This is a genomic window from Halobacteriovorax sp. GB3, assembly GCF_028649655.1.
Lineage (GTDB): Bacteria > Bdellovibrionota > Bacteriovoracia > Bacteriovoracales > Bacteriovoracaceae > BSW11-IV.
Map to the genome: position 1 here is coordinate 507833 of NZ_JAQSLN010000003.1, position 12946 is coordinate 520778.

A 12946-nucleotide genomic window follows, 5' to 3' on the forward strand; every position below is an offset into this window, starting at 1 on the left:
AGATCGACTACATTTTGGTAAATCATTTTATTTTTAGGAGTAAACAATGGCCCAACGCGTCCGTTTTAGTTACGTTTTAAATATTGCTCTCACTCTTGTTAAGCAGGGAGAGATTTCGATGAAAGAAATTGAATGGCTTAGAAGAGAATTTGCTAATTGGTTTAAAGGACTAATTACTTTCAAGGCCCTCTTTTAAAAAATCGGGAACCACAACCATTTCATCGATGGGGATTTCCGAGACGCGAACTTCCCCGTCGTGATAGACGCCAATGGCCTCGAGACTTTTTGCCAGTTCCTTGTCTCCGCCAAATGGAAATACAACCTCAGTTTCAACAATTTTATCAAGTCTAGTAAACTGCAGAATTTCTAACGTTAACCTTGCCTGATCCACAATACTTTTTCTCGTTCCAGCAATTCGCCCCACTGTTTTTTCTGAGTGCTTTACTTCGTGAAACGTAATTTTTCCCGATTCAGGATTGATACTAATGAGATCAATCTCTTTTGTTTCTATCTTTGAACGGAGCTTGTTAACAAAAATATCTTTCTCATCTTCTACAATTGTTCCAGCTAGTCTAGGATATTGCCTTTTAATCTTATCAACACTTAATCCACCAAGCTCAATATTCCTGACTAAATGATCTATCTCGCGCTCAAGGGATTCTTTAAATATCTTTTGAACCAGTGTCATATTACTTAAATTTATCCCTTTTAAAGTAAATGGATAAATACTACGGCCTATAACATTGGCCCTAGAAAGAGCAACTTTTAATTCCGCTAATTCCCCTAGAGTTGGAACAAGAAGAAAGTTCGAAATAATCGTATAGTGATCAGAGTGAGTGTATAGTCGCTTCTTATCAAGGGAAGACTTTTCAAAGTTCTTCTTGGCCGCAATGACAATCTTTCTTAATTGAGAACGAAATGTATCAAAATAAAAACTATTCTCGTGAGTCTCTACTTGTGAAGAAAGAGTTTGTATTTTTTTATCTAAAGCAAATACGCGCCTTTTCATACTTTCAAAAGCATCTCCTACAACGGGAGAGCGTCTATTTTTTAAAAAGAAATCTTGTTTGAAAAAATCTGATGACCAAAATGGCGATGGTTGAGATGAGACGAAACTTCTTATTATCGGCTCCCTTTGGGCCATAGAACTTTCCTCTATGCGGGCCGAAAAATCTCGCGTTGGAGAGGTATCCATCGAACCGATAAATTCCTCAACAAGAGCGAAACAATTTGTTTTTCTTGGAGCTGCATCGACAATAGTCGAAGATGCCAATAAATAGAAGGCCAAGAAAAAGGCCTTGAAATATTTCACTCTCTATCCCTTAAGTTACTGATTTTCGTACAATTCTATAAAAGAAATAGAATTAGAGATAGAGAGTGTGAAAAAAGAATAGATGCTACTAAGATTTAAACGATTGCTCTTCTAGAATTGCTCTCTCTTTTTCAAGATCACGATTTTCAGCGGCGCTTTCAGAGAACTTCTCTCCATATCTTGCTTTTAATTTCGTAATGTTACGATTCATAACATCTGAAAATTCTACTCCAAGCTCATCAGAGATGATGGCCATATACCAAAAGAGATCACCCATCTCTTCAGCTAGATTTACGCGATCGAGCTCTTTTCCATAGAAGATATGCTTTTTAAGAGCATCTAAGAACTCTCCTGCTTCAGTAGAAAGACCAATGCCAGCGTGTAAAAGTCTCTTTAATCCATCATCGCTTAGGCGCTCATCCATGGCCTTAAAGTCAGTCGCTTCAGTTTTAATAGCATTTTTAACATATTCAGATGTATTCATAATCTCTCCTTAGTTTCTAAGACAAAATAAAAGAAAAGCCCGACGATTGTCGAGCTCATTCTTTGCACTAACCTTAGAAATGGGACCGGAGCCTTTTTGAGAGAGAAGAAAGTCAGAAACAAGATGATAAGTATCGAATGGGATGTCGCTACTTAAACTTTTGGATTGCGTTTCCGATCCCCGTTTTCTTGATATCTATTAAAGCAATTCTCTCCCATCTTTGCGTCATCTCAATGTCAACTTTTAGTCAATTCAGACAACTCGAAGCAGCATTAAGGTAAAATGACTTCAAAATCAAAATTCTCCATAAGAATCTTCTTAAAATTCTCCCTCACTCTTTGTTCCGAATGAATTAAATAAACTCTTCTTGGCCTTTTATCTGACTTAGAAATCCAATCGATCATCTCCTGATAATCAGCGTGAGCCGAAAGAGAATGAAGCTGGTCGATATGGGCGCGAACTCTTTGTTTGTGTCCATTAACACGAACAACTTTCTCGCCATTAAGTAGCTCTCGACCAAGGGAGTTCTCGCTTACGTATCCACAAAAAAGAACACTCGTTGATTCATACTTAAGATAACGTTCTAGGTAGTCGACAACGCGACCACCTGTTGCCATTCCACTTGCGCTTAAAACAATTCGGGCCTCATTATCTCGATAGATTTTCTCTCGCTCTTTTGACCATTCAATAAAATGTGCGAATTCAAAGGCCTTATTCAAATCTTTTTCGCTAATCTTCAATTCATCACCAAAAGTTCGATACAGTTCAGTGATCTTTGTGCTCATTGGACTATCAACATAGACAGGGATTTTATATTCAGGAGCATGATTCATGAGTTCAAAGAGTCGATAAATAAGAACCTGAGTTCGCGCCAAAGCGAATGAAGGGATTAAAAGAAGTCCATTTGAAGCTTTGGCCTTCATAATGAGTTCTTTCATTTTTATTAGAAAATCATCAGCACCGTGCAGTCGATCACCATAGGTTCCTTCTAAAACGAGTTCATCAACTTCTGGCAAATCATCATAAGAGTGATGAAGATCATCATTTTTGCGCCCTAGATCCCCAGAGAAATAAATACTCTCTCCACGACTTCCATCATATAAGGAGATGCCTGCGGCACCTGGAACATGAGAGGCCCTTAAGAAGCGAAAACTTAGATTGTCCAATTTGTATAATTTGTGAAAACTGATCGTCTCATACAAATCAAAACAACTAAAGGCATCTTCGATTGTATAGAGTGGGCTCGTTTTTTTCTCTCTCGCTTCATGCTCTTGAATTTTTGCACTATCCTCTAGAATGATTTTACTAATTTCAATTGTAGGTTTTGTGGCATAGATTTTTCCGCGAAAACCTTTTTTATAAAGAAGTGGAATGAGCCCTACGTGATCGAGGTGAGCATGTGTCAAAAAGATTGCTTCGATCTCATTTGCTTCAAAGCCTAGAGCATCAAAATTCTTTTTTTGAACAAGATCACTTCCTTGATAAAGACCGCTATCGATAAGGTACTTCTTCCCTTCTATTTCTATAAGCGTTTTAGAACCTGTTACAGTTCCAAGGGCCCCGATAAAAGTGATGTTCATAAATCCCCTCGCTTTGAGTTTATCGCCTTGGCCAAAAGGCAATTGATCTCTTCAATAATCTTTTCCATTTTATCATGATCAAGGCCAAGATGTTCCTGCACAAACTTTCTTCTGCGCTTTAGTTGTCTAATCACAACGATCCCCTCGCCTAAAAGAGATTTGGCATCAGAGACCTTTAAGGATTTTAAAACGGTTACAGGATAAACTTTATAACGAATAATATTTTCGACAAGGTTATACTCACTATCGGGATAATTCATGGAGATTAATCCAAGTCCAACTCCCTCTGCATAAGTGATGGCATCTTTTGAAAAATATGTATTTGAGATGATAAGAAAATGATCAAAACCAGGAGAAATGGGATTGGCCTTAATATCTAAACTTCGAGCATAAACATAGAGGGCCGTTTTAATGTCATTTTTATGAGTTCTTGAGTTGTGATATTTACATTCACACATTAAGTCCATGTCAGCTCTCGTGGCATAGACATCGACCTCGTGAGAAACAAATTGTCCCTTAACATTAAGACTGACTTTGGTTTTAAAACCCTTCATCTTTAAAAGTTCACTACAGAGAATCTCAAACGGGTAACCAGTTGGTCCAAGTAATTCCATGGCCCTTTTTATATGATAATTAGCGGCAGCTACTTTAGAGTGCTTTTCTAGCTCTCTTCTGGCCATACCGTGAAGCTTGGTCGTGGAGACTTCTCTAGAGAGTTCCTTTTCCATTTTTTCAACTAGCTCATTACAGGTTTTCTCGTGCAGACCACTTCTTCTTAAGCTTTTTTTAAGCTTTCTTTTATCATAGCGCTCTTGCTGCTTATTACGTTTTCTCAGTAGAAATGGTGTCATGAGGCAAACACTCCTTTGTCGCCACTTGTTGCCAATAAATAATCTGTAAGGATAGAATACTAATGAATCTTAAAAGGAGTCAAAGGCAATGCCTCAAATTTATTCATTTCTTCCCCTGATTATTATTCTTATTATTCTCGTTTTTAATACGATTAAAATTTTAACAGAATACGAACGTGCCGTTGTTTTTAGACTAGGTCGATTAACAGGTGTAAGAGGACCGGGTCTTATCATTCTTATCCCTGGACTTGAAAAAATGAGAAGAGTCGATCTTCGAACAGTTACAATGGATATTCCCTCTCAGGATATTATTTCAAAAGATAACGTTACTTTAAAAGTTAATGGTGTTCTCTATTTTCGCGTTGAAGATTCGGAAAAGGCCATCATCGCCATAGAAGACTATTGGTCGGCCACAGCACAAATTGCGCAAACAACACTTCGCTCTGTTATTGGTCAATTTGAATTAGATGAAATTCTCTCACAAAGAGATAAAATTAATTCTAAACTCCAGGTAATTCTCGATGAGCAAACTGAGCCTTGGGGAATTAAAGTTAGTGCAGTTGAAGTGAAGGCCATTGACCTACCACTAGAAATGCAAAGGGCCATGGCCAAACAAGCAGAGGCAGAAAGAGATAAGAGAGCGAAAGTTATTAGTGCTCAAGGAGAGCTTGAAGCTTCGGAAAAGCTTGCAAAGGCAGCCGAGATGCTCAACACTCAAGATAATGCCATCACACTTCGCTATCTTGACACCATGAGAGAAATATCTGCAGGAGAAGGAAAATCAACAACGTTCTTTCCACTGCCAATCGATCTTATGAAGTCAATGATTGAAAAGAAATGAAAATAATAGAAACACTTGTCCCTTTTTCTAAGAAAAAGGGACTCTCTATTAAATTTCAACTCCAATCTATTCATGATGACCTAATACAACTCTCCTATGAAATAATCGGAGATTCTCCCCTGTTTCATAGTTCCAATAGCAAAGAGAAAAGACAAAGAGAGCTATGGATGGAAACATGTTTTGAGTTATTTTTAAAATCAAAAGATGGCCACTACTTAGAATTCAATTTCACCCATGATGGTCGTTGGAATTGCTACGAGTTCGCATCCTATCGTTCTGATCTCCTAGAAGCAAAGATTCAAGGACCCGTTGCATTTTACTGGAATGGAGAGAGAAGCTTTGACACAAAGATTAATTTATCGCCCTATAACTTAGATGATTTCGATTTCTTTAACGCCACTGCGGTTCTTTCTTATGATTATAATCAAGAATTTCTTGCATTAGATCACCCGCAAGAGAGGCCAGATTTTCATGATGGAAGCTGCTTCAAAGAGCTTTAAGAAAGGAGCAAATGGCCATCCACGCCACCTGCCCCAATAAAACCTACTTACACACACCACTGGAGGAAATGTCAACAACTTTCATATTTTCCAGTGTAGGCTTTAACTTATCTTCTGATTCAAATTTAATTTGGATCGTCTCAGTTCCAATGGACTTGAGAATATTCCCATTAGAGCGACTTAACTTTTCAACTCTAATTTCTAGATCCATAACGAGCTCTCCAGAGTTTGTTGATTTCTGTGCCCCATCTTTTCTAAAGCGGATATTCTTAAGAATGATCTCACGTCCGGCCTCAAAAACATTGAGACAATTATCAACAAGAGCTCTTGTGATCATACAATTTACTTGTGCATGAAGCTCTTCTGGTAGTCCAAAATTTGCAAGGTTATAAACAACCTGAGAATCACCAACGACATCTGTAGAATCGACACAACTATAGACAACTTGGCTATCAGCCTGTACAGAATGGCTTACAATACTAAGCGCGATCATTAATCCTGTTAAAAACTTTTTCATCGATGTTCCCCTTTTATGGTGAACCGAATGTAATTTGTTGAGGATTAGATTTCAAAGCATTTGAAAAATGTTTAGAGCAAATTCCCTTCACAAAAGGTGTGAAAAAACACTTAAGCTTCTAGATTTAGATGCCGATAAGTTGTTAAATAGGTGATATATGGAATCAAAAAAGATTAATATCCTCGAGTACACAGATTATCGTGACTTTTTGAAAGATCACTTTAACCAAAAGAAGTCCACTCATCCTCAGTGGTCCTTTGGTATGTGGGCAAAACAAATGGGCCTAAGTAGCGTATCTGCTATTACGATGATTATTAATGGTCAACGTCATGCCGGAAAAGGTATTCAAGACAAGATCTGCCAATATTTTAAATTCCAAGAAAAAGAAGAGCGCTACTTTAGAGAGCTCGTTAAGATTCAAAAATCAGCAAAAGATGATCCTTCCTATGTTGTCTTGATGCTTGAGCAATCTCAAGAGATCAAAGAACTGAAAGGAACGACAGAAGATAAAATCCAACTCGTCTTTAACTGGGCCAGTTATGCTATTAGAGAAATCACTCAATTAAAAGAATTCAAAAATGATCCCGTATGGATCAGCAAAAGACTTAAAAATAAAATCTCTCCTGATATGATTTCTGTTATCATTAAGCAAATGATTCAAGAGGGTGTTCTATCCGATGAAGATGGAAAACTTAGACCAACAAATCACATTGTTCCAAAACAAGAAATTAACAGAGAACATGCCAGACAATACCACACAGACCAAATGGAAAACGGCAAAGAAGCCTTTGATGTTCCTTTTACAGAACGTGCTTTCCATGGATCAACACTAACAGTGAAAAAAGAAAAGCTTGCAGAAATGAAAGAGTTCATAAGAGATTTTCAAATCAAATTCTCTGAAAAATTCGAAGCTAATCCAGGTGATGAAGTATATCAATTGAATCTACAATTCTTCCCTCTTTCAAAAAAAGAAGAAGAATCAAAAGACTAAATATTGAAGGCGTAAAACTTTCTTAGAAAAAGTCTTTTAGCTGATTCACATAGTCTATTTTCTTCATACCTACTAGAACATGATCGATACCATTATTTAAATAATATTCAATAGCAATAACAGACAGAGGCCTATCACCTTGGGCCTGAATAAGACCCATATTTTGTGCTTGTGTAAAAAAGCTCTTTCCAATATCACCCATATTTTTTCTAGCAAGAAGTTGATTTAGTTCGTAAAGATGATAGAAGGGAGCTGATTCTTCAGCACTTAGGCCCTCTCCACCCCACACCTTTGCAATCAAAGGAAAGAAGTGCTCAAAATAAACTTGATCAACAGCATCTGGCGTCGGAAGAGTATCAAAAATCTCAGTGAGCTGGACCACAAGAGGAAGCTCCTTAAAGCGCTGCTCATCGTCTGAATATTGAGACTGGAATTTCTCCTCCATCAAGTTTAAGCAGTGATCTAACTGAGCTCTTACTTCTTCAATCGTTGGTATAGAAAACAGCTTTTCATAAGAAGCAAGTCGAACTAATCTTTGATCTTTAAAAGCATTGAGCGGACGATTAGAAAATGTAATCAAACCACTTTGCTTGGCCCTATCTATAAGTGAAAGTCCTTCACTATCTTTTTCAAAGGCACCAACTTCAATGAGATTGGCCGGAAACTGAATGGCCTTAAACCTCTTCGCTCCTATCTTATTTGCAACTTCAATAATGCGCTTCAGAGAAACATGTTGCTTATCATCTTCACTTAAAACAAATCCATTAGAGCTAATTCCATAATTTTCAATTTCTCCACTTTCCACCTTTTTCTCTAAAAAGAGAAAGGCCTTTTCAATACGACGATAAAATTCATCCTGACTAGCGTTGTCTTCATAGAAATAATACTCAGGATTATGAAGGAGATAAAAATCAATTTTATGGTGCTCTAACCTCTCGTAACTTAAATCAATTTGCGACTGTAAAAATTCGGGATGAATTGAGTGATAGAGTTGATCATTCACCTCAACAAGGTCTTCTTTGGCCTTGCCCTCAGAGTTTAGAACTTCTAACAACTTAATATTATCACCTTGGATATAACCACCCTTCGTGACAATTTTAATATCTTTATCAGGAAACTCCTTTAAGACCTTACCAATAAGTTTTTCAGACTCTCCATTTGTATAGTTGGCCGATGTATCGATAAGATCGAGTCCAGCTTCAACGGCTGATTTTAAGGCCAGATAGTGCTCATTTGATCGAATACTTATTCTGTAAGCACCAAAACCGATTTTTGATTGAATTGTCATAGAAAAACCCTTAGATGATGATCGTTTTACTTATCATATCAAATAAAGAAGAGAATTTTAAAGGGTCTTTGAAAGAAAAGGGGGAATACACTCCCCCTTTTATGAAATATTAGAGACTTGTTTCAAATGGATTTACTGTTTGCTTCTTAAGTTCATTTTTCATGAACTCGTTATTTTGAATATCAAAGTGAGCATAAAGAGCTCCCTCTGTTAACGTTTGATTCTCATAGAATGACTTAATAAAATTTGTCGCCATATCTTTGATCGTACCATTTATAGTCAGAAAACTTAGACCAAGCTGCCCTAATTGAAGAACAGATCTCTTTCTTAGAACGCGATTAGGTCTATCAAAGCTATAAGCAACAGCTGGCATAGAATTGAACATAGACTCTTTATCAACTAGGTTAACAATAACGGACTCACCTTTATAAACAACTTCTTGAAAGGCATAATTCACTCTCTCACCCATTTGAGTATAAAGGCCACCTTTCGAGCGAAGTTTATTCGTTGCCATTCTGAACTCTTGAAAGAACTTATTCACACCATAGTTGGCCCAATTCTTCTTGGCATTCTTTGATTCCCAAACAGCAAACCATGGGATACGCGACTCATAAATTGAAGAGTATGCAAGATCAACTTCACTTGCAGTCATCTTCAGCTCAGCCTCATCCATTCTCTCAAAATAGTGAAGTAACATATTTTGGTGGTACATACGACGTTGATTAATAAGCCTCTCAGACTCCATAAGAATAAAAGAAACTGTATTAAGAACTGGAAGATGACTTAATTTTTTCTTGGCAAAATTAAGAGCGAACGTAAGAACTTGGTAAGTTACATTTCTTTGATAAAAAAAGCTTGGGTTATCAAGTCTTGCGATAATTGATGGATTAAAAGCTTGAAGAACTTCAGTAATTTTAGTCTGAAAAACCTCTAGCACTTCTTTTACGGATTCATCCTGAAGCATCACTCTTAAATCGAGACCTTGAAGTGACTTAAGAGAAAGGATTACTCTCTCTATATTCTCAGAGTTCTTATCTCCTGCAAGGTAAGCCTCTTCGGCGAGTAGGTCCTCTATTTCAGCTTCGTAATTAGACTTTTGATTCATTCTATCTTGCTCTCTTTCAAGAGTCTCAGTGATATGATTAACATATGGCCAAATAGAAAATTTAAACGTCAAAGAAGCATCTCTGATTTCTACAAGTTTACCACTGTCATCTCTAATTAATTTGAATCTGTTGTGAAAGCTTTCTAGGGCCAATGCATTTGAAACGAAAATAAACGCGGCCACTATTGCTAGTGATTTTTTAATCATATCTCCTCCATGAAATCGATAAATCTAATTTTAAGAGAGAAAATTCAAGGTGACTACGAATGTAAGAAAAGAAAAGAATGACCGAGTGTTAACATCAACTTTGATAAAAAAATAAAAGAATACCCAGATAACGAAGAAACTTCCCAAGTGCAATATAAAGAAGTCCTTTCAAAAGATTAAAGCGTATCAAACCTAAAACGAGAGCAAAGACATCACCGACCAGTGGGAGCCAAACAAAAAGGGCCAATAAAGTGCCTCGATGAGAGAATTGATCTTGGTAATAGAGCACTTTTTTTTCATCAATTCGAAAATAGCGAACGGCCCAGTCAACCTTTCCAAGTCTCCCAAGTCCATAAGTTGTATAACTTCCGAGCGTATTGGCCAATGTAATACAGATGAGTGCTGTTAGATGGTTATCAAATTGAGTAAGATAGAGATAAAGTCCACCTTCCGAAGGAAAGGGAAAGATGGTGGCGCCTATAAAAGCGCCAAGACAAAGAGAAGCTAGCGAAACAGTCATGGAAGAGACTATTGAGTTGCTCCTAGACGCTTTGATTGAATAAGCATTAAAACTTCATCCCACATACGCATTCTAAGATCTAAAGATTCAATTCCTGCCCTATAGGCCTCCATCCACTTTGAAGAATCATTTTCACAAAGCGACTCAAGACACTTTTTAGCTAAAATTGAATGTTCTCCGCCATCAAGCTCGATATGTCTTTCAAGATAGTATGTAAGACAAGGATACTTGAGAGAGCTTTCATTAAATTCTTTTAAAATATTCGTGAACATATCCGGAATCAACTTCTCTCGCCCGTACAGAAAAGCTGCCGCAACTTCATGAGGCTTCCCCTTTTGAGCGAGCTCGATATTAAAGCGAACAAATTCGCGCACGGCCGGTCTAAGAATTTGAAAATCGAGATCATCAAGAAATTGTGTTATAGGCTTAGTCGAAACTTGCACTTCGCCCATGGCCTTGAGATACATTGTGAAATGATCCATAGGATTTCCATTCTGATCTAAATCACTCTCTTCCCCTAAAACAATTTCATTAATCATTCTCACAACATCTTTAGGATATTGAGATGGACGCCAAGGAACTTCAACACAGGTAATCGTTCTTTGCAAAGACTTTAGAAGAGACATGAAGTCCCAGACAGCAAAAACGTGACTTTCCATAAAAATATGAAGTTCATCCATTGTACGCACTTCTTTGTACATAGCATGGTTAGAAACTTCAGTGTGGCACTGTGATAATTTGGATTCGAGTTGTTCAATTTTCATGGGGCCATGATAGCAAAGGGCCCCATTTTTGAACAGATAAGAGTGAAAAATCAACTCATACAAATTCTAGATATTAGCTATCTTCTTGAATTTGTTCAGGTTCAGTCGGTTCAGGTTGATTCTTGGCCTCTCTAATTTGGGCGACTTGCTCATTGAGTTTCTTGAAATTGGCGATATCCTTTTCTTCCATCTCCGTATCTTTAGATAGAAAAGTCGCATTAATAAAGCGACGTACCTCTTCGATTCTCTCAGCATTCACACCATGAATAAGCGCGCGATAGAGAAACCTTCCCGCCTCTCTTTGAAAAGGCTTACCATCTATGGGAACAATTTTTAAATAAAACTTCATAGGCTCGTTTAAGCGATAACTTTGAAGATTTAATTCTTTATCTGAATAAAAAGTAAGTGTTGCTTCATTAATCGTTCGAAAAGAAATGGCATGAGAAATAGTAGCAATACTTAGCGGACTAGTTTTCTTTACATAAAATCTCTCTTCTTCAAGATCACTTGGTTTAAGTCTTCCATATTTTTTTGGATCTTTCTTTCTTAACTCTAAGATTTTTTTCTCTATGGCCTTAGTCTGCTTTTCTTCTTTTTTCATCTCATACATCTTAGCCATCTTAACAATGACATCGAGATCAATTTCTGAATTATTGGCCATAAGAAGTGGGTAGCGAAAACTGTCTTGTAAGGCCTTAGAAGAAAACGTATTACAATTGAAAACAATAACAAAAGGATTGAGTTCTTTTAATTCTTTTACTTTTCTAATTATTGTTTCAAGTTTTTCAATTTGCCCGTCATTGGAATCTTCGGCCGTCTCACCCAGAACATTAAAATTAAAAGCGATAATATTTGGCATCATACGATCAATTTCAGTCGCATCTTCTGAAATAAAGTCGAGGCATCTTATCGTATAAGGATAGTTATCAAGAGGCTGAGCTTCCTTTCTCATAAATTCGAACATCTGATCGATGATGAGAACTTTTGTTTTCTTAGGAGAAGATGAGAGAGTGCTATCTTTTAACCAAGATGAATATTTCTTTTTAACAAAGGCCAATTCATTTGGGTATTCTTTTTGACGAACTTCAAGTTCTTCTTCAAGAGCAGTTATAGCGCGATCTCTTTCCATAACATCATCTAAGGCCTTACACTTTTCAAGGGCCTCAGGATCCATTTCAGGTGGATCTAAAAAAATAAAGTCTAAGTCATATGCATATTCAAAGTCATAATAAAGATTGCTCTTATTTATATTTTTAATCTTATATTTTTGACTCGGAATCATATTGGACTTGAAGTCGAGTTTTAACGAAACAAGCTCACCTTGCTCGAATTTATTATTACACTCCAAGTGAATATAGTCCGGACCGAAGTAGCCAACTTTTAAGTCTTCTTCAATGAAAAACTCTTTATCAAGTCTCGCTACAGCAAAGTTTGGTCTAGAAACAACTCCTGGAAAGGTATAGTCCAGCGGATGATGGATTAGATTGTACTTTTCTTTTCCTTTTACAAAGTAGAAATCGGCTCCACTGGCCCAGGCCAGAGGAATCTTATCAACAGAATCGAGAAGGGCCACAACGCAGCGGTTTTCCATTCTGTTAAGACGCTTAATCATTGTAACGATTTTGGATTGAGTCTCAGGATTAGTAGAGAAATCGATATAATAAATATGGGCATCAAAATCGATGAGCTTCAAAAAGATTTTTTGATGATCTTCGGGACTTTGTGAATAAGCATCTAAAAAGACGTTATCAAATTGAGCAAAGCTCGTTTGCAGGCGATATTGAATCTCACCCCAAAAACCTTTATCAAATCCACAATAAGCAAAATATTTTTTATTATTATCTGCCATTTAACACTCTCACAAATATCTACTGACTACTAAGTCTTATGATAAACTTATAATTGGATTTAGCACTAGCCCTAATAAAATTCACTACTTGCTTTTTTTGAAAAAACAACATTTATTAAAAATGGCAGATTTAGTTG

14 protein-coding genes are annotated in these 12946 nt (G+C 36.9%); 4 read left to right on the forward strand and 10 right to left on the reverse strand.

The features are described from left to right. Positions 1 to 46: 46 nt before the first annotated feature. Entirely contained in the window at positions 47 to 196 is a 150-nt protein-coding gene (locus HBN50_RS08680) for a hypothetical protein (protein WP_273869291.1), read from the forward strand. On the opposite strand, the gene HBN50_RS08685 is transcribed toward HBN50_RS08680, so the two are convergent. The 4 genes from HBN50_RS08685 to HBN50_RS08700 all read right to left on the reverse strand — a co-directional run bounded on the left by HBN50_RS08685 (position 170) and on the right by HBN50_RS08700 (position 4227). After that, positions 170 to 1312: a hypothetical protein gene (locus tag HBN50_RS08685; RefSeq protein WP_273869292.1), complete on the reverse strand. Its 1143-nt coding sequence runs from the start codon at positions 1310 to 1312 to the stop codon at positions 170 to 172. The two genes, HBN50_RS08680 and HBN50_RS08685, sit on opposite strands and share 27 nt — an antisense overlap. An 88-nt stretch (positions 1313 to 1400) precedes the next feature. Beyond that, positions 1401 to 1796 carry a nucleoside triphosphate pyrophosphohydrolase family protein gene (locus tag HBN50_RS08690; RefSeq protein ID WP_273869293.1) on the reverse strand — a complete coding sequence of 132 codons (396 nt, stop codon included), beginning with the start codon at positions 1794 to 1796 and terminating at the stop codon, positions 1401 to 1403. Between the two features lie 272 nt (positions 1797 to 2068). After that, positions 2069 to 3376: an MBL fold metallo-hydrolase gene (locus HBN50_RS08695; RefSeq protein ID WP_273869294.1), complete on the reverse strand. Its 1308-nt coding sequence runs from the start codon at positions 3374 to 3376 to the stop codon at positions 2069 to 2071. Next, a complete protein-coding gene (locus tag HBN50_RS08700) occupies positions 3373 to 4227 on the reverse strand; it encodes an ATP cone domain-containing protein (RefSeq protein ID WP_273869295.1) in 855 nt (284 codons plus the stop codon). The genes HBN50_RS08695 and HBN50_RS08700 overlap by 4 nt, the downstream gene beginning before the upstream one ends. 88 nt (positions 4228 to 4315) lie before the next feature. Here HBN50_RS08700 and HBN50_RS08705 point away from each other — a divergent pair, with 88 nt between their 5' ends. Both HBN50_RS08705 and HBN50_RS08710 read left to right on the forward strand, forming a co-directional pair. Beyond that, positions 4316 to 5068, forward strand: a complete 753-nt coding sequence (locus tag HBN50_RS08705; RefSeq protein ID WP_273869296.1) for a slipin family protein — start codon at positions 4316 to 4318, stop codon at positions 5066 to 5068. Beyond that, complete coding sequence (locus HBN50_RS08710; protein ID WP_273869297.1) at positions 5065 to 5568, forward strand: hypothetical protein; 504 nt, start codon at positions 5065 to 5067, stop codon at positions 5566 to 5568. The genes HBN50_RS08705 and HBN50_RS08710 overlap by 4 nt, the downstream gene beginning before the upstream one ends. Before the next feature lie 43 nt (positions 5569 to 5611). On the opposite strand, the gene HBN50_RS08715 is transcribed toward HBN50_RS08710, so the two are convergent. Next, complete coding sequence (locus HBN50_RS08715; RefSeq protein ID WP_273869298.1) at positions 5612 to 6085, reverse strand: hypothetical protein; 474 nt, start codon at positions 6083 to 6085, stop codon at positions 5612 to 5614. Between the two features lie 157 nt (positions 6086 to 6242). Here HBN50_RS08715 and HBN50_RS08720 point away from each other — a divergent pair, with 157 nt between their 5' ends. Further along, complete coding sequence (locus HBN50_RS08720; RefSeq protein ID WP_273869299.1) at positions 6243 to 7076, forward strand: TIGR02147 family protein; 834 nt, start codon at positions 6243 to 6245, stop codon at positions 7074 to 7076. 22 nt (positions 7077 to 7098) lie between these two features. Here the strand turns inward: HBN50_RS08720 and HBN50_RS08725 are convergent, their stop codons facing one another. The 5 genes from HBN50_RS08725 to HBN50_RS08745 all read right to left on the reverse strand — a co-directional run bounded on the left by HBN50_RS08725 (position 7099) and on the right by HBN50_RS08745 (position 12809). Beyond that, positions 7099 to 8364 carry an aldo/keto reductase gene (locus tag HBN50_RS08725; protein ID WP_273869300.1) on the reverse strand — a complete coding sequence of 422 codons (1266 nt, stop codon included), beginning with the start codon at positions 8362 to 8364 and terminating at the stop codon, positions 7099 to 7101. 109 nt (positions 8365 to 8473) lie between these two features. Continuing rightward, the gene (locus HBN50_RS08730) at positions 8474 to 9676 is read right to left on the reverse strand and encodes a hypothetical protein (RefSeq protein ID WP_273869302.1); all 1203 of its coding nucleotides are present in this window, start codon (positions 9674 to 9676) and stop codon (positions 8474 to 8476) included. A 94-nt stretch (positions 9677 to 9770) separates the two neighbouring features. Then, complete coding sequence (locus tag HBN50_RS08735; RefSeq protein WP_273869303.1) at positions 9771 to 10196, reverse strand: YqaA family protein; 426 nt, start codon at positions 10194 to 10196, stop codon at positions 9771 to 9773. A gap of 8 nt (positions 10197 to 10204) precedes the next feature. Next, entirely contained in the window at positions 10205 to 10960 is a 756-nt protein-coding gene (locus HBN50_RS08740) for a DUF3050 domain-containing protein (RefSeq protein WP_273869304.1), read from the reverse strand. A gap of 73 nt (positions 10961 to 11033) precedes the next feature. Next, positions 11034 to 12809 carry a hypothetical protein gene (locus HBN50_RS08745; protein ID WP_273869305.1) on the reverse strand — a complete coding sequence of 592 codons (1776 nt, stop codon included), beginning with the start codon at positions 12807 to 12809 and terminating at the stop codon, positions 11034 to 11036. Between the last annotated feature and the right edge of the window lie 137 nt (positions 12810 to 12946).

Excerpts from the sequence above, each read along its gene's own strand:
- HBN50_RS08680 (WP_273869291.1), top strand. The coding sequence starts at position 47 with ATGGCCCAACGCGTCCGTTTTAGTTACGTTTTAAATATTGCTCTCACT.
- HBN50_RS08730 (WP_273869302.1), bottom strand. The coding sequence starts at position 9,676 with ATGATTAAAAAATCACTAGCAATAGTGGCCGCGTTTATTTTCGTTTCA.
- HBN50_RS08725 (WP_273869300.1), bottom strand. The coding sequence starts at position 8,364 with ATGACAATTCAATCAAAAATCGGTTTTGGTGCTTACAGAATAAGTATT.
- HBN50_RS08745 (WP_273869305.1), bottom strand. The coding sequence starts at position 12,809 with ATGGCAGATAATAATAAAAAATATTTTGCTTATTGTGGATTTGATAAA.
- HBN50_RS08715 (WP_273869298.1), bottom strand. The coding sequence starts at position 6,085 with ATGAAAAAGTTTTTAACAGGATTAATGATCGCGCTTAGTATTGTAAGC.
- HBN50_RS08720 (WP_273869299.1), top strand. The coding sequence starts at position 6,243 with ATGGAATCAAAAAAGATTAATATCCTCGAGTACACAGATTATCGTGAC.
- HBN50_RS08695 (WP_273869294.1), bottom strand. The coding sequence starts at position 3,376 with ATGAACATCACTTTTATCGGGGCCCTTGGAACTGTAACAGGTTCTAAA.
- HBN50_RS08705 (WP_273869296.1), top strand. The coding sequence starts at position 4,316 with ATGCCTCAAATTTATTCATTTCTTCCCCTGATTATTATTCTTATTATT.
- HBN50_RS08690 (WP_273869293.1), bottom strand. The coding sequence starts at position 1,796 with ATGAATACATCTGAATATGTTAAAAATGCTATTAAAACTGAAGCGACT.
- HBN50_RS08735 (WP_273869303.1), bottom strand. The coding sequence starts at position 10,196 with ATGACTGTTTCGCTAGCTTCTCTTTGTCTTGGCGCTTTTATAGGCGCC.
- HBN50_RS08740 (WP_273869304.1), bottom strand. The coding sequence starts at position 10,960 with ATGAAAATTGAACAACTCGAATCCAAATTATCACAGTGCCACACTGAA.
- HBN50_RS08710 (WP_273869297.1), top strand. The coding sequence starts at position 5,065 with ATGAAAATAATAGAAACACTTGTCCCTTTTTCTAAGAAAAAGGGACTC.
- HBN50_RS08700 (WP_273869295.1), bottom strand. The coding sequence starts at position 4,227 with ATGACACCATTTCTACTGAGAAAACGTAATAAGCAGCAAGAGCGCTAT.